Origin of the sequence: Rhizobium sp. GCM10022189, from assembly GCF_042656325.1 — a bacterium.
Classification (GTDB): Bacteria; Pseudomonadota; Alphaproteobacteria; order Rhizobiales; family Rhizobiaceae; genus Rhizobium.
In genome coordinates, this window is sequence record NZ_JBHSOR010000056.1 from 29,172 (window position 1) to 47,475 (window position 18,304).

An 18,304-nucleotide genomic window follows, 5' to 3' on the forward strand; every position below is an offset into this window, starting at 1 on the left:
CGGGGTATTCGCAACGGGCGCGCGGGTTGTTACAGGCGGGGCGGTAACGAACGCGTGATGGGCCTGGCGCTCCTTCCGGCCGGAAGGCAGCCGGAAGGCCGACATCCCAGCCTCGATGATCCGGTTGGACATCCGGCAGCGCGACCACGCCCTATCGATCGCAGACGATATCGAACACCAGCTGACCGCGGCGGACGTGGACCCATCTATCGGCCGGAGTTTCGAAGGTTTAAGATTTTCCGCGGGAAGGCGGGATGAAGGCGGCGGGGATGGACCGGCTGGATGCGATGCGCGTGCTGCTTGCCGTTGTCGATGCCGGCAGTCTGTCGGCGGGCAGCAGGCGGCTGAATGCGCCGCTGCCGAGCGTCAGCCGCAAGGTGGCGGAGCTGGAGCGGTCGCTTGGCGCCAGTCTCGTCATCCGCACCAGCCGGAAGCTGCAGCTTACCGATGCCGGGCGCGACTATGTGGAGGCGGCGCGCCGGATCATTGCGGAACTGGAAGAGGCGGAGCGCCGCGCCTCCGGCGAATACCGGCAGCCGCGGGGCGTGCTGACGATCACCATGCCGGTGGAATTCGGCAACCGTTATGTGCTGCCGATCGCGCTCGAATTTCTGGCGGAGCATTCCGAAGTTTCGCTGAACCTCCTGTCGCTCGACCGCACCGTTCACCTTGTCGGCGAGCAGGTGGATGTCGCCTTCCGGCTGGGGGCGCTGGCGGACAGTTCGCTTTATGCGGTCAAGGTTGCCGAGTTTCGGGTTCTGACCTGCGCGAGCCCGGATTATCTTGCGCGTTGCGGCTGCCCGCAGCATCCGGGCGAGCTGCCGGACCATGACGGGATCATCTTCAACAACAGGACCTTCTTCTGGACCTTCGATATCGACGGGCGGCCGGTGGAGGTGGTGCCGCGCCACCGCATCGAGGTCAATACGGCGGCAAACTGCGTTGCCGCCGCCATCGGCGGGGCCGGTATTGCCAGGCTCTTCGACTACCAGATCCCCGGCGAACTCGCGTCCGGGGCCCTCGTGCCGATCCTTGACGATTATGCGGGTGCGCCGCAGCCGATCCATATCGTCTATTCGCGCCAGGGTTTCCTGGCGCTCAAGGTGCGTTCCTTCATCGACTGGACGCTGCCGCGGCTGCGGGAAGCCTGCCGCGGCTATGGCTCAATCCCCTAGGGCGCGGATTTCGGCGACGACGCGTTCGGGCGCCTGCAGATGCGGATAGTGGCCGATGCCGGGCAGGATTTCGAGCGGCGCGCCGGTTCTTGCGGCAAATTCCGCGCCCATGCGGCTGTCGATATAGATGTCCTTTTCGCCCCAGATCACCTTCAGCGGCGTGTTCAGCCGGCCGAGATCTGCCTCCAGCCGGTCCTGATCGCGGGTGAAGGCCGCGTAATAATGGTAGAAGGCGTCGGCGGAGGTGAGGGCGCCGTTGTTCCGGCCGCGGGCCATGTCTTCCCTCACGCCGGCCGCAAGATCGAACTGCCTGTCTTCGGGCAGGCCGCGCCGGTGGGCGTTTTCAAGGATTTCGTCGCGCGTCCGGTTCATGGCGGCGCGGGTGGCGGAGGCCGCCGGCTCGGCCTTCAGGCTCTGCAGGCGCTCGTGCATATAGGCCGGCCGGTTGAAGGGGGCGAAATCGCCGACGATGATGGCCCGCGCGATATCGGGCTCGTCGAGCGCCAGAAGCAGGGCGGGCAGGGCGCCGATATCGGCGGCATAGATCGTCAGCTTCGAGCGGTCGATGCCGGCTTTTTCGATATAGGCCTTCAGCACGCCGGCATAATCGCGCGGCGAATAGGAGAAATCTTCGGCGGCCGGGCGCGACGACAGGCCGTATCCCGGCCAGTCGAAGGCATGGACCTCGAATTCGTCGCCGAGCGCGGCCGCGATATCGCTCCAGACGGCGGAGGTTTCGGGAAAGCCATGCAGGAAAAGCACGGTGCCTTTCGCCGCCGGGTTCGGTACGACGAACCGCCTGAGCGTGATATCGCCGCCGATGGCGATGGTGCCGGTTTCGGGCCTTGCGGCTTCGGCCGTGCCGGCGCCTGCGGGCGTGAGTGCCGTGCCGGTGATTGCGGCGGCGGCGAGCAATGCTCCAAGTGACGATGTCATCATGTCCGTTGTCCTTCCTCTCAGGAGGCCGTGCCCGCTGCGGGGGCCTCGTTGCCGCGACCGGGGTGAATTTTCGAGGGCAATGATCGGGCATCGTCCCTGCCGCCGGTAGAGCGCCGGGATGAGAGGCTGCCTCTCGCTTTCCCGCAGTACCGGGCAAGGCGCGCGGCCCGTACATCTGCGCCATCAGCGGCGCCGGGGAATGGCCCCCGCGTCCCCATGAAAGGATGAGGAGACATGAACGATATGACCGTAAACCTGAAAAACGCGGAGCCTGAAAGCGTGCGCGGCCTGCCGGGCCATTCGACCGTCGGCACCGGCAATCTCGAGGCCGCGGGCGAATTCTACGACAGGCTGATGGCCGTCCTCGGCATCGGCCGTTTCCTGGTCCAGCCCGGCCGGGCCATCTATTATGGAAAGCGCAGGCTGGAATTCGGCGTGGTGAAGCCCTTCGACGGCAGGCCGGCGCGGGCCGGCAACGGCAGCATGGTCGCCTTCGAGGCGCCCTCGCGCGCAAAGGTGCGGGAGGCCCATGCGACGGCGCTGCGGGCCGGCGGCTCGGACGAAGGGGCGCCGGGGCCGCGCGGGGAGAACGGCGAGGGGCCTTACTGCGCCTATTTCCGCGACCCCGAGGGCAACAAGTTCCTGGTTTACCGCGCCGGGCCGGACGAGGCCTGAGATCGCTTGCGGCGCATTTCAGGCGCATGATGTCGGGCGTCTGAAACGCGGCCGCGAACCTTCCGGCGGAATGGAGGCATGTCATGATATCAGGGCCATTGACCGAGACTTTGAAAATGTCGCGGCGCTCGCTGCTGTTTGCGGGTGCTGCGGGCGGGCTTGCGGCCATGCTTGGTTCGGGCGCGGGCGCGGCCGACCCCGTGGATGCCGGGGCGCTTTCCGGCGAAATCCGGCCGTTCCGGGCCGATATGCCCGAGGCGGCACTTGCCGATCTCAGGCGGCGGCTTGCGGCCACGCGCTGGCCGGACGGAGAGACGGTGGGCGACCGTTCGCAGGGCGTGCAGCCGGAAAGGCTCAAGGCGCTGGTGGACGAGTGGCGGTCTTCCTACGACTGGCGCAGGGCCGAAGCGCGGCTGAACGCTTTCCCGCAATTCGTGACCGCAATCGACGGCGTGGACATCCATTTCATCCATGTCCGCTCCCGCCACGAGGACGCCCTGCCGCTGATCATGACGCATGGCTGGCCGGGATCGGTGTTCGAACTCGTCGACGTGATCGGCCCGCTGACCGACCCGACCGCGCATGGCGGCGAGCCCGGCGATGCCTTCCATCTGGTGATCCCCTCGATCCCCGGCTTCGGCTTTTCCGGCAAGCCGAAGGAGAGGGGCTGGAACCCGCAGCGCATCGCGGCCGCCTGGGACACGCTGATGAAGCGCCTTGGTTATGCCCGCTATGTTTCGCAGGGCGGGGACTGGGGCGCGATCATCAGCGACGCGCTGGGGCGGCAGGCGCCGGAGGGATTGCTTGGCATTCATGTCAACAGGGTCGAGCGCGCGACCACCTTTCCGCCTGACGCCGCGCAGGCGCTGATGAGCGGGGCGCCGGCGCCCGAGAGCCTGTCGCCGGAGGAAAAGGCAATCTTCACGGAAGCCCGGGATTTCCTCGCCAACGGCTTCGGCTATGCCGCGATCATGGCAACGCGGCCGGAAACGATCGGCTACGGGCTGGCGGATTCGCCCGCGGGGCTGGCGGCATGGCTCTACGACAAGATCGCCGACTGGGTCTTTACCCGCGGGGACCCGGAACAGGCGCTCGGCCGGCAGGCCATTCTCGACAACATCACGCTTTACTGGCTCACCAATACCGGGCCTTCGAGCGGACGCATCTATTGGGAAAATGCCGCGGCCGGGGCAAAGGTCGAACCGGTCAGGGTTCCGGTCGCCGTCACGGTCTTTCCCGGCGAGGTCTACCGGCCGCCGCGCCACTGGCTCGGCAGGGCCTATCCGCAGCTGATCTATTACAACGCGGCGGCAAAGGGCGGGCATTTCGCAGCCTGGGAGGAGCCCGAACTTTTCGCGCAGGAGGTCCGGGCCGCGTTCAGGACGTTGCGATCCTGAACAATCGCATCCGCGCGGGAACCTCAAGCACTTTCGGCCGTTGCCGGATTGGTGGAAACGAGGAGGAATTCCCATGAGCAATCTTTACAGCGATAACGGTCCCGCATCATCCGGCGAGGGCAGCCACAACAGGCTGACGGCCTTTTTCGACAGCCAGGACGACGCCGAAAGGGCGATCGAGCGGCTGAAGGAGGCGGGCGTCGCCAATATCAGGCTGATGTCGGGATACGAGGCCGACAGCGACAAGGCGGGCGTTGCCGCCGACGACCGCGGCGGCTTCTGGGCCAGGCTGGAAGGCTGGCTGTTCCCGGACGAGGACCGGACGGTCTATGCCGAAGGCCTGCGCCGCGGCGGCTTTCTGGTCGCCGCCGAGGTGGACGATGCCACCCATGATATCGCTCTCGACATTCTCGACGACGAAGGCGCCGTCGACATGGACGAGCGTGCCGATCTCTGGCGGGCGGAGGGCTGGGATATCAGCAAGTCGCCCGAAGCCTTCGCCGGCCGCGATGCAGGCGGCATGCGGGGGATCGACGAGGCCGAGCGCGCCCGGCAGGCGGCGGCCGCGAAGGACGACGTCTTTGCGGCAGGTGCGGCTGAGGCGATGCCGACCGGCCACCATGCGCGCCGCGTCGATCCGGCCTCGCCGCGCGTTCGAAGCTACGGCCTCGGGGAGGAGCCGTTGCTCGATCCGGAACTGCGTGACGATATTCTTCCGACCGGGCACCACCGTACGGTGGACGAATCCAACGAAGACGCGCAGCGCGCGCTTCGTCAGGCCCAGGATATCGACGCGATGAAGCAGGAGCAGACGCTGCCGCGCGGCCGATAATGGTGCGAAGCCGGCGGCCGCCCGACGAGAGGGCGGCGCCGGGGGCCTTGCCGACCTCCTGGAAGGCGGATGGGGCGGCATCTGAAGGCCGCGCCATGCGCCCAATATTGATTTCAATCATGTTTGTCGGCGGGCCGAGGCGATCTTTTTGCGCTGGAGCAAACAAGTCTGACATTTCCCGCAAGCGCCCGGTTCCGGCCGCTTGCCATTCCCGGATGGCGTTATAGTATCCTCGATATATCCGAGGAAATATAACGCAAAGGAAGCAGGAGATGACATCGACGACGTCGAAATCCGTTACGCTGACCAAAATGTGCGAGCTGCACGGTATCGCCCTTCCAAGGGAAGGCGCCGTATCCGCACGGTTTCAGGAGGCGTTTCCTGCCGCCCAATATGACGAGGCGGCGGGCGAATGGCGCATGGTCTGGAAGAAGGGCAGTTACGCGGAGTCCAATGCGCGGCTTGAATCCTTTTTTGCCGAAAACGGAATTGCCGTTTCCCACGTCAACAAATGCTAGAGCGCCCGGTGAGGGGCGGACCCGTGACCGGCGGTGTCGCAAACCGCCGGGGCAGGCTGGTGCTGGCGATGCTGGTTTTGCTGGTATTGGCCCTGGCGGTCTTGTCGGTCGGCATCGGTCGGGTTTCCGTCCCGCCTGATCGCGTGCTGGCCATCCTGCTGTCGAAGGTCTTTCCGATCCTGCCGGATTGGAGGGCTGCGGACGAACTCATCGTCCTGAATGTCAGGCTGCCTCGTATCTGTGCCGCGATGATGATCGGGGCGGCCCTGGCGGCGGCCGGGGCCGCCTACCAGAACCTCTTCCGCAATCCGATCGTGTCGCCCGACATATTGGGCGTCTCGGCCGGCGCGGGATTCGGGGCGTCGATGGGAGTGATACTCAACCTGGGCGCATTGGGCATCCAGGCTGCCGCCTTTGTGATGGGCCTCTTCGGGGTCGTGCTCTGCTTTTCAATTGCCCAGGCAATCAATCGCTATTCGCTGATCGTCCTCATACTCGTGGGCGTCGTGATCGCGGCCTTCTTTCAGGCGATGATTTCCATACTCAAGATCGTGGCGGATCCGATCGACGTGCTGCCGGTGATCACATTCTGGCTGCTCGGCGGATTGAACAAGATCACGCCTGGGGATCTGCCGGTCACCGCAGCGGTGATCGCCGCAAGCCTGACGCTTCTCTACGCGCTTCGCTGGCAGATCAACGTGATGAGCGTGGGCGAAGAGGAGGCTCGCAACCTCGGCGTCAATGTCGGGCTCATACGCATCCTGCTGGTGCTGACCGCCACTTTGATGACGGCCGCCGCCGTCAGCATTTCCGGAATCGTCGGCTGGGTCGGGCTGGTCGTTCCCCATATGGCGCGCATCCTCGTCGGCCCGAGCTTCGAGCGCATGCTGCCTGTTGCGATCGTCTCCGGCGCGCTGTTTGTCCTCCTGGTGGACGATTTCGCCCGTGCAGCAAGTTCCATGGAGTTGCCGCTCGGAATCGTGACCAGCGTCATCGGCGCCCCGTTGTTTATCATCCTTCTCCTGCGAACGAGGGTTGCATGGTCGTGAAGATGACGGTGGAGAATCTCGCGTTCAGTTTTCCGCAGGGGGAGCGGAGTCTCGAAGATATCAGCTTCGTCCTTGAGGCCGGCGACGTCATCTGCGTTCTGGGACCGAACGGCGCGGGAAAGACGACGCTGATACGCTGCATCATGGGCGCCCTGGCCGTTACTCGCGGAAACATTGCGGTTGAAGGGATACCGGCTCGCAGCCTCGGCTCCCGGCAGTTTGCCGCGAAAGTAGCCCATGTTCCCCAGAGCACGGACTCGGTGTTCGGGCATCTCGTTCGCGACATCGTGCTCATGGGACGATCTCCGCATCTGGGCATGATGGAGGCACCGGGGGGGGCGCGATCACAAGATCGCCGAGGCGTCCCTGGCGCGCGTCGGCATGGCGCATCTGGCCGACCGGCAATTTGCGACGATCAGCGGGGGTGAACGCCAGCTATGCCTGCTGGCGCGGGCTTTGGCGCAGGAAGCTCCCATCCTGATCATGGACGAGCCGGCCGCCAGTCTCGATTTCGGCAATCAGATCCGGATTCTCGACATCGTTGCCTCGCTGGCCGACAGTGGCTACGCGATCCTGATGACCACCCATCATCCGGACCATGCGCTGCTTGTCGGCACGCAGATACTCGGCTTGCGGGAGGGGCGCATTTTCGGCCGCGGGACGCCGCAGTCGCTCCTTTCCTCACGATTCCTTTCCGATCTTTACGACGCGCCGGTTCGCATTCTCGAAGAGCGCGACGGCGCGCGCGCATGCTTGCCAATTCTTTCCCAACGCAGAGCGGAGATACCCGAAGATGCATAGATTCAAGACCGGATTTTTGGCCGTCGTGGCTGCGGTCGTCCTTGCCGGTGACGCACTGGCCCGCGATATCGTCGATATGACCGGGCGGACCGTGACCGTGCCCGACAAGATAGAGCGTGTCGTCACGCTCGGCTCGGTGCCAGTCATCAACAGCTTCGTTTTCGCGGCCGGCAAGGCGGACACCCTTGTCAGCGGGCTTCCCGTGCGGTTCAACGCAAAGCGCTGGTCCTGGCAGTTCGTTTTCGCGCCGCAGCTGCGCGATGGCCCCGACCTGCAGGATGCCAACTATGCGCCGGATCCCGAAAAGATCCTGAACGCTCGGCCGGATGTCGCCTTGAGCTTCGAAAAGTCGACGGCCGATATCCTCGGCGCCAACGGCGTTCCGACGGTGCTGCTGCGCATTCAAACGCCTGACGACGTCAAGGCGGGGGTCAGGCTGGTCGGCAACCTGCTCGGCAACACCGATATCGGCGAACAATACGCGAAATATTTCGATGCCACGCTGGCGCGGATTGCCGCAAAGATCGATGCCATTCCGCTCGATCAGCGGCCTACGGCTCTCTATATCAATCCAACCAACATGACCCAGCCCCATCTGGTTGCCGAATGGTGGCTGAGGGCCGGTGGCGCCCGCAGCGTAACGGATAACGGCCGTTCGGAGGAAGTTCTGACGCTTTCCACCGAGACGGTGATCGATGCAAACCCAGACTATATCGTCTTGTCCGACCCCGGCCATATCGAGGCGCTGAAACGCGACGCCACGCTGTCCCAACTCGATGCGGTCAAGAACGGTCGCATCCTTGTCGCTCCCATGGGGGCGCATACCTGGGGCAACCGGACGGTCGAACAGGTCCTGACGGTCCTATGGGCGGCCAGCGAGTTCCATCCGGCGCAGTTTCCCCATGCGGAACTGGTCGCCGAGGTAAAGAACTTTTATGCGACGTTCTTCAAGACCGAGCTGAACGACGCCCAGGTCGAATCGATCCTGATGAGCGGCAGGGCGAGCTAACGCGTCCTGCTCTCTCTTCCCCGGAACGGCGTTTTCGCCAGCCTTCCTGCCTGCGCCTGGAGCATCAGGCGCAGCACCAGGTCGGAACCGGGAAGAGCTTCCGGAGCAGGGGCGAAGCATGAGCGCCCTTGCTGCGGAGCGTGGTCTGGAAATGACGCATCGATACCAGGTGTTCCGGCCTATGCCGGTGACAAGGAGCGCATTCATGTCAAAACGGATTCTGGCCGAAACGGTCTTCGCGTTGCGCGAACGGCTTCACGATTTCGATGAGATCGTCGTCGCGCGGGTCGTCGTCGGGCTGTTCTTCACGGGTGTCAAATTGTCCACCGGCCACGCGGGAAGCGCAGCCACGCCGATAAAGGAGGTTCCGGAAGCGGTCTGCTGCCCGAGTTCGGCCATGGCGATGCCGTTTCCGGGCAAGCTGAGCGGGCGAAAGGCGGCGGCCTTCGTCGAAGACGCGATCGAGAGCGGCGGTGTTCGGCGCGCTCTCGGTATCGCCGTTCTCAACGCCTTGGCGCAGGTGGCGATCGACCGTTACGGTTGTCCGGATGCGGAATTCCTCCAGGACACCGACGCCTTCGACGCGGTCGAGGTCAAGCCTCACGAAAAGGTCGTGGTCGTCGGCGCATTCGCGCCCTTCTTGCGGGCGTTGCGCAAGATCGAAGCCGATTACCTCGTCCTGGAAAAGGACCCGGCGACGCTGAAGCCCGTGGAGATGCCGTTCTTCCGGGAGGCCGACCTGGCCGGCGAAGTGGTCCCGCAGGCGGATGTCTTGCTTATAACAGGCACGACACTGATCAACGACACGCTGGACGGGCTGCTCGGCATGGCCAAGCCGACCGCACGAACCGTCGTGGTCGGTCCGACGGTCACGATGATCCCGGAGCCCTTCTTCAACCGCGGCTGCGATATTCTGGGCGGCATTCAGATCACGGATGCCGACGGTTTCCTCGATATCCTCTGCGAGGGAGGGTCGGGTTATCATTTCTTCGGAAAATCCGCCCACAAGGTGGCCTTGCGCCGGAAAGGGCTTTTCGATCGCTCGTCCGCGCCGCTTCTCCACGGGAAGGCGGGTTCGCAAGCCGATGCCGTCGCGGGGCGCGGCCCATGACGCAGGTTCTCAAGCTGGGACTTTCCGGTTGCAGCGGCGCGCTGGAGTCGATTTCGACATCGAGCCTGCTCGATCTGGCCGTGCTCGTCGAGGAACTGGGCTATGACGCCATGTGGCTCAACGAAGAACATTTCCAGGGCGGAGCCGGGGGAGGGCTCGACGGTCGACGGTGCCTTTCGCCGCTCATCCTCGCATCGGCGATCCTCGCCAGGACCAGACGCCTGCGTGTGGGCTTCTCGGTGCTGCTGCTTTCCATCCATCACCCTCTTCGCCTTGCCGAGGATCTGGCCAGTCTCGACGTCCTGTCGGACGGTCGGGTGGATGTCGGGATATCCCGCGGTGCGAACGCCCGCTATCTTTCCGCCTTCAGCGCGCCGGATGCCGACGTTTCCGCGCAGGATTTCGCAGCGAGACTCGGACTTATGATCCGGGCCTGGTCTGCGGACCCGATCGTCTTCGGGACGGAGAGCTTTTCGGTGGAGCCGAAACCGGTCCAGATTCCGCATCCGCCAGTCTTCGTCGGCACCTATACGCCGGATACCGCCGCCTGGGCCGCGCGGCAGGGGCACAGGATCATCTGCCACGGGATCAACAGCCTCGACACCATCAGGCCCGTGATGAGCGCCTATACGGCGGCGGGAGGCGACCCATCGGAGGTGCCGTTCGGCCGGTTCGTCTATGTGAGCGACGATGACGAGAGCGCGCGGCGCGAACTCTGGCCCACGGTCGAAAAATTGACGGCCCGGTTGAGAACGATCGGCATTGCGAAACGGGACAATGTCATCAACGCGGAAGATCTGGAGCCGGAAGCCTTCTATCGGCGCATGGTCATCGCGGGCGGGCCGTCCACCTGCGCGGCACGCATCAACGAACTCTGCGGCGAGTTCGGCCTTGGATATCTCAATGCTCTGGCGGCCTTCTTCGGCTATCTGCCGCTTGACCAGTTGAAGCGGTCCCTGACGTTGCTCGCAACCGAAGTGCGGCCCCGTTTGGAGCCGGTGCGTTCCGGCCAGGCATGATATGCGTTTGCCAGGGCTGGCCGCGCCCACGATGACGTCGCCAACAATAGCAGCCTTGGGCGCTGCCTGGGCGCGATGAAGCGCTCCCGCCGCTTCGCAATCCGCGACGGATGCAGGATCGTTCACGTCAAAGGCTTCGTTTGTCGTGCCGACGCAATCATCCGGATGCGACGAAGCCGCCGGCTTGAGCCTTTGCCGGGCTTTCGGCCCGTTGCAATTTTATCTCAACGGACATAGTGCAGCAGGAGATGGCCGGCTGCTGGCGGAGGATGCCGGCGATGTCGCCATGCCCCAGCTTCCAGGCAGCGTGCGTGAGCACGAAGGCCGGGGGCTGCCGCGGCATGAGCATCGCCGCGAGGGCAGGCCGTCGCTCGCCGAGACGGTCGATTGCCCCATTCAACCCTGCCTGGAGAATTCCGTTGACGTCCCCATCAACCGCAATGCCCTCCGCCACGGATGCGGCGAAGGTTCTGAGCGTCGAATCCATTGTGGAAAATCGCCTTTACGCCTTTGCCTTGAGGGATGCGGCGCTGAAGCTGATTGCCATGCACGATGCCGCGCCCCGTATCGTGCGTTATACCGCGGACATGAAACGGTGGCTGCTGACGCAATCGATCCTGGCTTTTCATTTCCGGCGCGTCACCTCGCCGTCCCATCCGAGCCTGACGGCCGCCAACCTGAACGGCTTCCTCGCCGAAAGCAAGGTTGTCTCCAGGAATACGGCATTCGCGCATCTGGCGGAGATGCGCAATTACGGCCTGCTGATCGATATCCACGAACGCGGGGACGGGCGGGCGCGCCCGCTCAAGATTTCCGAAACGGCCGAGACCCTGATCCGCGAATGGTTCGACGAGCACCTGAAATCGCTCGACATACTCGACCGAGGCACGCGCCTTTCGCGATCGGTGGCCGACCGGCGGCTGCTCTGGTATGCGCAGCCGAGAATGTGCCACAGCCTCTTTCACGATCCGCGCTGGGCGAACCCGCCGCAGAGCGTCGATACGTTCGTCCGCACCGCTTCCGGCAGCAACATCCTGCACGACCTGATGTCCCGCCTGCCGCCGGAAAAGCCGCTGGAAGCGCGCATGCCGATCGGCCCGCTGCGGATCGGAGAATTCTTCAAGCGCTACGCCATCTCCCGAACCCACGCGCGGCGCGTTTTCGAGCGTGCGCAGCTGCTTGAGATCGGCGGATGGGACCTTTCCGGCGAGCGCGGCGATTTCTGGCTCGGAGCGGAGCTGATCCGCGACTACCGGCACTGGCAGGCGGTGAAGTTCGCGGCCATCGAGGAAGCCTTCGAATGGGCCTGCCGTCATGTGCCCCGGCCGGCCGGCGGGCAGCGCGAGGGGTAGCTCCTGGCCGGCGGCCAGGCGGGCGAAGCCTCGTCGATCTCCCGCGGAATGAAGCCGCGCAGGGTGAGGCGACAGTTCACGCGCTGCGCGGGGCTTGCCTGCGTCGCCGATCCCTGTCCGGGCATTGTTGCCGTCAGCCGCGGCGGGCGGCCTCGATGGCGGCGATGTCGATCTTGCGCATCGTCATCATCGCGTCGAAGGCGCGTTTTGCCTCGGCGCCGCCGGCGGCGATCGCTTCCATCAGCGCGCGCGGGGTGATCTGCCAGGAGATGCCCCATTTGTCCTTGCACCAGCCGCATTCGCTTTCCTGGCCGCCATTGTTGACGATGGCGTTCCAGTAGCGGTCGGTCTCCTCCTGGGTTTCCGTCGAGATCTGGAAGGAGAAGGCCTCGCTGTGCTTGATCGAGGGGCCGCCGTTGAGGCCGATGCAGGGAATGCCGGCAACGGTGAATTCCACCACCAGCACGTCTCCCTGCTGGCCGGAGGGATAATCGCCGGGGGCGCGGTGGATGGCGCCGACCTTGCTGTCGGGAAAGATCCCGGCGTAGAAGCGGGCGGCTTCCTCGGCATGTTTGTCGTACCAGACGCAGATCGTGTTCTTGTGCATTGCGCGGTCCTTCGCTGTTTCTCCCCGATGGCAGTGACATAAGGGGCAGGGCGGATTTCTCCAGCCCCGAGGCGCGAATTAGGGCCGCAGGCCGCTATCCCCAGAACCAGGACTTTTCCACCTCGACCCTCGCCTCGGAGGGGCTGAGGCCGATATCGCGCAGCTGGTCGTCGGTGAGGCCGGAAAGGACCTGCCGCTCGCGGCGCTTGCTGAAATAGAGGTGGAGGCGCATCAGGCAGCGCCGGGCAAGGGTGCCGCGCGGGGCGCGATCGGTTGTCGCCGGCAATTCCGCGGCAGTCGTCATCGGGCGTCTCCAGCATTCGTTTCGGACGGCTGAAAATGGACTGGCGCAGCCCCGCAAGGAAGCTTATGGTTTTTATGCAATCCATAAGGAATTCTTCTGATGCTGAATCTCGACCAGCTCTCGGCCTTCGTCAGCGTCGTCGATCTCGGCAGTTTCACGGCGGCGGCGGAAAGAGCGGGGCTGACGCAGCCGGCCGTCAGCCTGCAGGTGAAGCTGCTGGAGCAGCGCATGGGCGTGCGGCTGATCGAGCGCGTCGGGCGGCGGGCGCAGCCGTCGGCGGCGGGCGTCGAGCTGCTTGCCCATGCGCGCCGCATTCTCGGCGAATGCGCGGCCGCCGAGGAGGCGATGGCGCCCTTTCGGCAGGGCGCGGTCGGGCGCGTGCGCATCGGCAGCGGCGGCACGGCCTCGATCCACCTGCTTCCCGGCGCGATCGCCGCCGCCAAGAGGCGCATGCCCGGTCTCGAAATCGTCGTCCGTGTCGGCAATACCGACGAGATGGTGCGCGATCTCGAAACCAATGCGCTCGATATCGCCGTCGTGACGCTGCCGGCCTCCGGCCGCTCCATCGAGATCGAGCCCTTCTACGCCGACGAGCTTGTCGCCGTCGGGCCGAAGGCAAGCGCCATGCCCGAGGGCGGGCCGACCGCCGATTTCTTCAAGGACAGGACCATGATGCTCTACGAGGGCGGCAATACGCGGCGCACCATCGACGCATGGTTCGAGGCGGCCGGCATGAGGAGCGAGCCGGCAATGGAATTCGGCAGCGTCGAAGCGATCAAGGAACTGGTGGCCGCCGGCCTCGGCTGGTCGGTGCTGCCGGGACTGGCCGTGAGGCGCGACCGTGGCCGGTTTGCGATCTCCCCGCTCCAGCCGCCGCTGGTGCGCCAGCTCGGTTTGGTCATCCGGCGCGACAAACACCTGACGCGCGGGCTGCGCGAGGTGATGAAATGCCTGCGCGCGCCTGAGGCCTGACGCGCGTCAGCCCGCCGGGCTTGCCGGCGCCTGCGGGGGGCGAAGGGCGGCGGCGATGTAGGCGCGGCACATCGTCATCAGCTGGCTTTCCATATCCGAGCCGATCACGGGCGGCAGGTCGCGTTCGTAGAGCATGCGCAAGGTGCCGTGGACCGCCGCGAAAAGCAGGCGGGCGACCGCGTGCGGATCGGCGAAATCTCCGTCGCCGGCGCTCGACAGCATGGCGGCGAGCGCCCGTTCGGCGCGCTGGATGGCGGCTTCGACGAGACGGCAGGCGTCGAGTTCCGTCACGATCGCATAAAGGGCGCGCGAGATTTCCGGCTCGTCGGCCTTGACCTGCAGGTAGGCCCGCACGGCCGCTTCCGTCATCTCCTGCGCCGGTCGGCCGTGCTGGCTCCGGCAGGCCGCTTCCAGGAGGTCCATCAGCCTGTCCAGATAGCGCTCCAGCACGGCATAGAGCAGCGACTGCTTGTTGGGGAAATACTGGTAGAGCGTGCCGACGGAGACGCCGGCGCGCTCGGCCACCCGCGTCGTGTTGAGACGGGTCGATCCGGCCCGCAGCAAAACCTGAAGGGTGCCTTCGAAAATCGCGTCCACGGTGACGGCGGAGCGCGCCTGACGCGGGCATTTGCGGCGGCTCAGCACGGCCGAAGGGCTGGTTTTCATATGCGAATCCCGGAGCGGAAGCAGGGCTCATATATTTTCCTGGTCACGGTTATTCCACCCCCGAGCGGGTCAAGGAGATGAGAATGGGCAAGTTGGACGGGAAAATCGCAGTCGTCACCGGCGGCAGCGCGGGCATGGGACTGGCGGCGGCGAAGCTGTTCGTCGAGGAGGGCGCCAGGGTTGTGATCACCGGGCGCGATCGGGCCGCGCTCGATGCGGCGGCGGCCGCCATCGGGCGCAATGTCGAAGCGATCGGCAGCGACATGTCGCGGCTCGGTGACATCGAGGCGCTGAAGGCGCGGATCGCCGAGCAATACGGCCGGGTCGATATCCTCTTTGCCAATGCCGGCACGGCACGGCCGGGCCCCTTCGAGCAGGTATCGGAAGACGAATTCGATTTCGGCGTCGATACCAACCTCAAGGGCACGTTCTTCACGGTGCAGAAACTGGTGGCGCTGATGCCGGCCGGCGGATCGGTGGTGCTCAACACGTCCATCCAGGGATCGAAGGGCTGGCCGGGTTTTACCGTCTATGCCGCGACAAAGGCGGCGATCCGCTCGCTGGCCCGCACGCTGACGGCGGAGCTTGCCCCGCGCGGCATCCGGGTGAGCGCGGTCGCGCCCGGCCTCATCGATACCGACCTCATCCGCAAGGTGGGCCTCAGCGACGATGCGATCGAGGAGATCAATGCGCAGGCGCACAGGCAGATCCCGCTTGCCCGCAGCGGCAGCGCCGAGGAGGTCGCGAAAGCCGTGCTGTTCCTCGCCTCCGCCGACGCGGCCTATATCGCCGGTGTCGAGCTGACCGTGGACGGCGGCTGGACGCAGATATGAGAGGAGGCGCCCGGCGCGCGCGGGCGGGCGCCGGGTCGGGCAATGGGTCAGGCCTGCCCGAGCGCGCTCTGTTCGGCGCAGATCTTGTCGATCAGGGCGTCGAAATCGCCCTTCGGCGGGCGGCCCTTGGCGAAGCGCTGCTTCAGGTGCCTGATCGGCTCTTCGAGGATTTCGTCCAGGCTGGTGGCGCAGGTGAAATCGCCGGCGACGCGCTTGACCTTGGAATTATCGAAAATCGCCGTCCAGGCCTTGTCGCCGGTCAGCGGGCCGATCCATTCCGGATTGTATTTGACGAGCGTATCGGTCGGCACATGCACGATCCTGGCCTCGACGCCGAGCAGGCGGGCGATCGCCTGCTGGATATGGTCCCAGATATGGGCGTGGTCGTTGGTGATGTGGAAGATGTCGCCCAGCGCGGCCTGCTTGCCGAACAGGCCGACGAAGGGCACGGCGAAATCGACCGAGCGGGTCAGCGTCCAGGGCGTGTGGCCGTCGCCGGCGACGATGGTCGGCTCGCCGTCCAGCATGCGCCGCGCCATGATATCGCTGTCGCCCATCATGATCGGCAGGCCGGTGCGCACCGTGTGGCTGGGGCGAACGATGGTCCAGGCGAGCCTGTCGGCCTTCTTCAGCAGTTCCTCGCAGGCGATCTTGGCCTGGCTGTAGGGCCAGTAGGGATTGATCGCCGGCGTCTTTTCCTCGGTGATGACGTAGTGGCGGGCCGGTTTTTCATAGACCGAGGCCGAGGAGATGAAGACGTACTGGCCGCAATGGCCGGAGAAGATGTCGATATCGCGCTGCACCTGATCCGGCGTGAAGGCGATGAACTGGGCGACGACGTCGTAATTGGCCTTGGCGAGATCGGCATAGGCGGGCGATCCGAGCTCGCCGACGATGGAGGTGACGCCCGCCGGCAGCGGATCGCCCCGCAGGCCGCGGTTGAAGACGCTGACCTGATGGCCCGCGGCCACGGCGCGCTCGACGCAGGGATAGGAAATCTGGCCGGTGCCGCCGATGAAAAGGATCTTCAGTGCCATGTGGGGACCTCGATGTCGGGTGGGGGCGAAATTGTCGACAATGTTCATAGCGCGAAAGCGGGAAAGCGTCTCGCGCAAAATGGCGATTGTCGATAATTGCGCCCTCAAGCGTGCCGCGATCCCCAGGGTCGCTAAGGCGCGGGAAGGCCTAGTTGCCGTGGAAGACGGGCGGGCGGCCCTCCGCCTGGGCGCGCACGCCTTCGATGAAATCCTGCGTGCGGTAGAGGCCGCTATATTGGGCGCCGAGTTTGGAGAATGCCTCGGCCTCGGGACCGTCGATTGCCAGATGCGCGGATGCGAGCGTCGTCTGCACGCCGAGCGGCGCGCAGGCCGCCACCTGACGGGCGATCTCGACGGCGCGGGAAAGGGCGGCCTCGGGTGTTTCGGCGACATGCTGCAAGGTGCCCATGCGGTAGGCTTCCTCGGCGCCCCAATGGTCGCCCGTCAGCATGTAGCGCATGGCGTTGCCCCAGCCGGCCTCGCGGACGAAGCGCACGGTGGAGCCGCCGCCGGGAAAGCGGCCGTGGGCGTTTTCATCCTGGCCGAAATTGGTGTTTGCGGCGGCAACGCGGATATCGGCGGCCAGGAAGAGTTCGTGGGCCATGTTCCAGGTGTCGCCGTGGACGGCCGCGATCAGCGGTTTGCTGCGCTGGGCCTGGCCGTAGTTCAGCGGATTGACGATGCGGGTGAAGCCGGCGAGCGGGCTGCCGTTGCCGGCGGCTGCCCGGTAGGCTTCCACGTCGATGCCGCGCGAGAAATGATCGCCGTGGCCGAAGAGGACCGCCGCGCGCAGCGACGGGTCGTGGTCGTAATCGTAGAGCGCCCTTGCCAGCGCCTGGAATGTCTCGGGATCGATGCGGTTCTGCGCTTCGGGGCGGTTGAGGCCGAAGAGGGCCACCTGTCCGCGGCGTTCGACGCTGAGGCGGATATCGGCCGCGGGCGCGACCTCGGCGAGCGTGGTCGGCTGCGGGGCGGGGGCGGATTGGCCCTGTTGCGCTTGGCCCTGCTGCTGCTCTGCGGCGAGCGCGGAGGAGGCCGCGAGCGCGGGGGCCATGGCGGCGGCGGCCGCAGCCGCCTTCATGAGGTCGCGGCGTGCGACCACGGGTTCTTTTTCCATAGGTCTGTCTCCGGAAGGGATGGGGGCGGGTGCCGTCAGGCGGCGACGGTGGCGGCCGGCCTTGCGCGTCTGGCAAGCTGGCGCAGCGACAGGGCGTGCAGGACGAGGGACGTGGGTACGGTGAAGGCCGGGATGATGGCGGTCGGGTAGGTGCCGGTCGTCAGGTTGGGGTGGTCGAGCGCGAGCTGCTGCAGCGGGCCGGGCGTCGTCAGCGCCCCGAGCGTGACGGCGACGACGAGATCGGCGATGCCGAACAGGTTCCAGAAGAGGGCCGAGCGGATGCTGCCCTGGCGGCCGCCCGCCAGCACGACGGCCGTCGGCAGCGCCATCAGCCCGGTGATGACATCGCCCGTGCCGGCCGGAAGCGCGAAAATGCCGGGGGTGGTGCCGACCGCCCAATTGGCGAGGAAGACGGCGCCGATCACCCGGTAGGCCTGCAGACCGACCAGCCAGTGGGCGGGCATCGCATCAAGCACGGTGGCGATGCGCCGCGAGCGCAGAAGAAGCACGATGACGATGGCCGTCGGCACGACGATCATCAGCGGCAGCAGCGGAATGGCCGTGGCACCCGGCAGCAGCAGGCCGTTTGCCACGATCGCCCAGGCGGCGCCGTGCCAGAGGGTGAGCGGAGCGGCGAGCGCCAGCCAGGTGCGGATCTTCTGCGCTCTCGTCAGCGGGGCAAGGGACAGCGCCGCCCAGGTTCCGCTGATCTCGACGAGATGCACGCCGATGCGCGCGACGACGACCGAAAGGCCGGAATCCTGAAGGCCGGGTATCGCAAGGAGCGCGGAAAACCAGAGGCCCGTCACGACGGCGGTCGCGGCAAAGGCGAGTATGGGGCTGGTGGAGAAAGTGGAGCTGTCGGACGCCAATGGAAACCCTCGCGTTGGG

Annotated in this window: 22 protein-coding genes; 14 read left to right on the forward strand and 8 right to left on the reverse strand. The window is 65.7% G+C overall.

The features are described 5' to 3' along the window. Window positions 1-269: 269 nt before the first annotated feature. Window positions 270-1,175 carry a LysR family transcriptional regulator gene (locus tag ACFPWW_RS26285; protein ID WP_377314191.1) on the forward strand — a complete coding sequence of 302 codons (906 nt, stop codon included), beginning with the start codon at window positions 270-272 and terminating at the stop codon, window positions 1,173-1,175. Here ACFPWW_RS26285 and ACFPWW_RS26290 read toward each other — a convergent pair. After that, entirely contained in the window at window positions 1,164-2,114 is a 951-nt protein-coding gene (locus tag ACFPWW_RS26290) for an alpha/beta fold hydrolase (RefSeq protein ID WP_377313972.1), read from the reverse strand. The two genes, ACFPWW_RS26285 and ACFPWW_RS26290, sit on opposite strands and share 12 nt — an antisense overlap. A gap of 234 nt (window positions 2,115-2,348) precedes the next feature. Here ACFPWW_RS26290 and ACFPWW_RS26295 point away from each other — a divergent pair, with 234 nt between their 5' ends. The 10 genes from ACFPWW_RS26295 (at window position 2,349) to ACFPWW_RS26340 (ending at window position 10,525) form a co-directional block, all read left to right on the forward strand. Further along, on the forward strand, window positions 2,349-2,789 hold the full coding sequence (locus tag ACFPWW_RS26295; protein ID WP_112758595.1) for a VOC family protein: 441 nt from the start codon (window positions 2,349-2,351) through the stop codon (window positions 2,787-2,789). A 116-nt stretch (window positions 2,790-2,905) separates the two neighbouring features. Beyond that, on the forward strand, window positions 2,906-4,186 hold the full coding sequence (locus ACFPWW_RS26300; RefSeq protein ID WP_377313974.1) for an epoxide hydrolase family protein: 1,281 nt from the start codon (window positions 2,906-2,908) through the stop codon (window positions 4,184-4,186). A gap of 73 nt (window positions 4,187-4,259) precedes the next feature. Continuing rightward, window positions 4,260-5,018, forward strand: a complete 759-nt coding sequence (locus ACFPWW_RS26305) for a hypothetical protein (RefSeq protein ID WP_377313976.1) — start codon at window positions 4,260-4,262, stop codon at window positions 5,016-5,018. Between the two features lie 272 nt (window positions 5,019-5,290). Further along, window positions 5,291-5,536: a hypothetical protein gene (locus tag ACFPWW_RS26310; RefSeq protein WP_112571392.1), complete on the forward strand. Its 246-nt coding sequence runs from the start codon at window positions 5,291-5,293 to the stop codon at window positions 5,534-5,536. Between the two features lie 23 nt (window positions 5,537-5,559). Beyond that, on the forward strand, window positions 5,560-6,585 hold the full coding sequence (locus ACFPWW_RS26315; RefSeq protein ID WP_377313978.1) for a FecCD family ABC transporter permease: 1,026 nt from the start codon (window positions 5,560-5,562) through the stop codon (window positions 6,583-6,585). Beyond that, complete coding sequence (locus ACFPWW_RS26320; RefSeq protein WP_377313980.1) at window positions 6,576-7,013, forward strand: ATP-binding cassette domain-containing protein; 438 nt, start codon at window positions 6,576-6,578, stop codon at window positions 7,011-7,013. The genes ACFPWW_RS26315 and ACFPWW_RS26320 overlap by 10 nt, the downstream gene beginning before the upstream one ends. After that, window positions 6,967-7,386, forward strand: a complete 420-nt coding sequence (locus ACFPWW_RS26325; RefSeq protein ID WP_377313982.1) for an AAA family ATPase — start codon at window positions 6,967-6,969, stop codon at window positions 7,384-7,386. Before ACFPWW_RS26320 ends, ACFPWW_RS26325 begins: the two co-directional genes overlap by 47 nt. Then, window positions 7,379-8,395 (forward strand): ABC transporter substrate-binding protein, encoded by a 1,017-nt coding sequence (locus tag ACFPWW_RS26330; RefSeq protein ID WP_112571394.1) that lies wholly within the window; start codon window positions 7,379-7,381, stop codon window positions 8,393-8,395. The genes ACFPWW_RS26325 and ACFPWW_RS26330 overlap by 8 nt, the downstream gene beginning before the upstream one ends. A gap of 205 nt (window positions 8,396-8,600) precedes the next feature. Further along, entirely contained in the window at window positions 8,601-9,506 is a 906-nt protein-coding gene (locus ACFPWW_RS26335) for a Rossmann-like domain-containing protein (RefSeq protein WP_112758818.1), read from the forward strand. Then, complete coding sequence (locus tag ACFPWW_RS26340) at window positions 9,503-10,525, forward strand: LLM class flavin-dependent oxidoreductase (RefSeq protein WP_112758794.1); 1,023 nt, start codon at window positions 9,503-9,505, stop codon at window positions 10,523-10,525. Before ACFPWW_RS26335 ends, ACFPWW_RS26340 begins: the two co-directional genes overlap by 4 nt. A 157-nt stretch (window positions 10,526-10,682) precedes the next feature. Here the strand turns inward: ACFPWW_RS26340 and ACFPWW_RS26345 are convergent, their stop codons facing one another. Continuing rightward, window positions 10,683-11,012 carry a hypothetical protein gene (locus tag ACFPWW_RS26345; protein ID WP_377313984.1) on the reverse strand — a complete coding sequence of 110 codons (330 nt, stop codon included), beginning with the start codon at window positions 11,010-11,012 and terminating at the stop codon, window positions 10,683-10,685. 1 nt (window position 11,013) lies between these two features. Here ACFPWW_RS26345 and ACFPWW_RS26350 point away from each other — a divergent pair, with 1 nt between their 5' ends. Continuing rightward, window positions 11,014-11,877, forward strand: a complete 864-nt coding sequence (locus tag ACFPWW_RS26350) for a hypothetical protein (RefSeq protein ID WP_377313986.1) — start codon at window positions 11,014-11,016, stop codon at window positions 11,875-11,877. 133 nt (window positions 11,878-12,010) lie between these two features. Here the strand turns inward: ACFPWW_RS26350 and ACFPWW_RS26355 are convergent, their stop codons facing one another. Both ACFPWW_RS26355 and ACFPWW_RS26360 read right to left on the reverse strand, forming a co-directional pair. Continuing rightward, complete coding sequence (locus tag ACFPWW_RS26355; protein WP_112571400.1) at window positions 12,011-12,484, reverse strand: VOC family protein; 474 nt, start codon at window positions 12,482-12,484, stop codon at window positions 12,011-12,013. 94 nt (window positions 12,485-12,578) lie between these two features. Next, complete coding sequence (locus ACFPWW_RS26360; RefSeq protein ID WP_112571402.1) at window positions 12,579-12,788, reverse strand: DUF1127 domain-containing protein; 210 nt, start codon at window positions 12,786-12,788, stop codon at window positions 12,579-12,581. A gap of 99 nt (window positions 12,789-12,887) precedes the next feature. Between ACFPWW_RS26360 and ACFPWW_RS26365 the strand changes: the two genes are divergently transcribed. After that, a complete protein-coding gene (locus tag ACFPWW_RS26365) occupies window positions 12,888-13,760 on the forward strand; it encodes a LysR family transcriptional regulator (protein WP_377313988.1) in 873 nt (290 codons plus the stop codon). A gap of 6 nt (window positions 13,761-13,766) precedes the next feature. On the opposite strand, the gene ACFPWW_RS26370 is transcribed toward ACFPWW_RS26365, so the two are convergent. Continuing rightward, the gene (locus ACFPWW_RS26370; protein WP_377313990.1) at window positions 13,767-14,426 is read right to left on the reverse strand and encodes a TetR/AcrR family transcriptional regulator; all 660 of its coding nucleotides are present in this window, start codon (window positions 14,424-14,426) and stop codon (window positions 13,767-13,769) included. A gap of 83 nt (window positions 14,427-14,509) precedes the next feature. On the opposite strand from ACFPWW_RS26370, the gene ACFPWW_RS26375 reads away from it, so the two are divergent. Further along, window positions 14,510-15,259, forward strand: a complete 750-nt coding sequence (locus tag ACFPWW_RS26375) for a glucose 1-dehydrogenase (protein ID WP_377313992.1) — start codon at window positions 14,510-14,512, stop codon at window positions 15,257-15,259. Between the two features lie 47 nt (window positions 15,260-15,306). Here the strand turns inward: ACFPWW_RS26375 and ACFPWW_RS26380 are convergent, their stop codons facing one another. From ACFPWW_RS26380 to ACFPWW_RS26390, 3 genes are all read right to left on the reverse strand, one after another. Beyond that, on the reverse strand, window positions 15,307-16,296 hold the full coding sequence (locus ACFPWW_RS26380) for an SDR family oxidoreductase (protein WP_377313994.1): 990 nt from the start codon (window positions 16,294-16,296) through the stop codon (window positions 15,307-15,309). A 148-nt stretch (window positions 16,297-16,444) separates the two neighbouring features. Further along, window positions 16,445-17,413, reverse strand: coding sequence for a crotonase/enoyl-CoA hydratase family protein (locus tag ACFPWW_RS26385; RefSeq protein WP_377313996.1), 969 nt, complete (start codon window positions 17,411-17,413; stop codon window positions 16,445-16,447). A gap of 35 nt (window positions 17,414-17,448) precedes the next feature. Beyond that, on the reverse strand, window positions 17,449-18,285 hold the full coding sequence (locus ACFPWW_RS26390) for a hypothetical protein (RefSeq protein ID WP_377313998.1): 837 nt from the start codon (window positions 18,283-18,285) through the stop codon (window positions 17,449-17,451). Between the last annotated feature and the right edge of the window lie 19 nt (window positions 18,286-18,304).

What these genes read in the sequence shown, in the direction of transcription:
- ACFPWW_RS26335 (WP_112758818.1), top strand. Translation starts at nt 8,601, where the DNA reads ATGTCAAAACGGATTCTGGCCGAAACGGTCTTCGCGTTGCGCGAACGG.
- ACFPWW_RS26355 (WP_112571400.1), bottom strand. Translation starts at nt 12,484, where the DNA reads ATGCACAAGAACACGATCTGCGTCTGGTACGACAAACATGCCGAGGAA.
- ACFPWW_RS26370 (WP_377313990.1), bottom strand. Translation starts at nt 14,426, where the DNA reads ATGAAAACCAGCCCTTCGGCCGTGCTGAGCCGCCGCAAATGCCCGCGT.
- ACFPWW_RS26375 (WP_377313992.1), top strand. Translation starts at nt 14,510, where the DNA reads ATGGGCAAGTTGGACGGGAAAATCGCAGTCGTCACCGGCGGCAGCGCG.
- ACFPWW_RS26320 (WP_377313980.1), top strand. Translation starts at nt 6,576, where the DNA reads ATGGTCGTGAAGATGACGGTGGAGAATCTCGCGTTCAGTTTTCCGCAG.
- ACFPWW_RS26290 (WP_377313972.1), bottom strand. Translation starts at nt 2,114, where the DNA reads ATGATGACATCGTCACTTGGAGCATTGCTCGCCGCCGCCGCAATCACC.
- ACFPWW_RS26330 (WP_112571394.1), top strand. Translation starts at nt 7,379, where the DNA reads ATGCATAGATTCAAGACCGGATTTTTGGCCGTCGTGGCTGCGGTCGTC.
- ACFPWW_RS26310 (WP_112571392.1), top strand. Translation starts at nt 5,291, where the DNA reads ATGACATCGACGACGTCGAAATCCGTTACGCTGACCAAAATGTGCGAG.
- ACFPWW_RS26345 (WP_377313984.1), bottom strand. Translation starts at nt 11,012, where the DNA reads ATGGATTCGACGCTCAGAACCTTCGCCGCATCCGTGGCGGAGGGCATT.
- ACFPWW_RS26295 (WP_112758595.1), top strand. Translation starts at nt 2,349, where the DNA reads ATGAACGATATGACCGTAAACCTGAAAAACGCGGAGCCTGAAAGCGTG.
- ACFPWW_RS26325 (WP_377313982.1), top strand. Translation starts at nt 6,967, where the DNA reads ATGGCGCATCTGGCCGACCGGCAATTTGCGACGATCAGCGGGGGTGAA.
- ACFPWW_RS26360 (WP_112571402.1), bottom strand. Translation starts at nt 12,788, where the DNA reads ATGACGACTGCCGCGGAATTGCCGGCGACAACCGATCGCGCCCCGCGC.
- ACFPWW_RS26300 (WP_377313974.1), top strand. Translation starts at nt 2,906, where the DNA reads ATGTCGCGGCGCTCGCTGCTGTTTGCGGGTGCTGCGGGCGGGCTTGCG.
- ACFPWW_RS26285 (WP_377314191.1), top strand. Translation starts at nt 270, where the DNA reads ATGGACCGGCTGGATGCGATGCGCGTGCTGCTTGCCGTTGTCGATGCC.
- ACFPWW_RS26365 (WP_377313988.1), top strand. Translation starts at nt 12,888, where the DNA reads ATGCTGAATCTCGACCAGCTCTCGGCCTTCGTCAGCGTCGTCGATCTC.
- ACFPWW_RS26380 (WP_377313994.1), bottom strand. Translation starts at nt 16,296, where the DNA reads ATGGCACTGAAGATCCTTTTCATCGGCGGCACCGGCCAGATTTCCTAT.
- ACFPWW_RS26305 (WP_377313976.1), top strand. Translation starts at nt 4,260, where the DNA reads ATGAGCAATCTTTACAGCGATAACGGTCCCGCATCATCCGGCGAGGGC.
- ACFPWW_RS26385 (WP_377313996.1), bottom strand. Translation starts at nt 17,413, where the DNA reads ATGGAAAAAGAACCCGTGGTCGCACGCCGCGACCTCATGAAGGCGGCT.
- ACFPWW_RS26340 (WP_112758794.1), top strand. Translation starts at nt 9,503, where the DNA reads ATGACGCAGGTTCTCAAGCTGGGACTTTCCGGTTGCAGCGGCGCGCTG.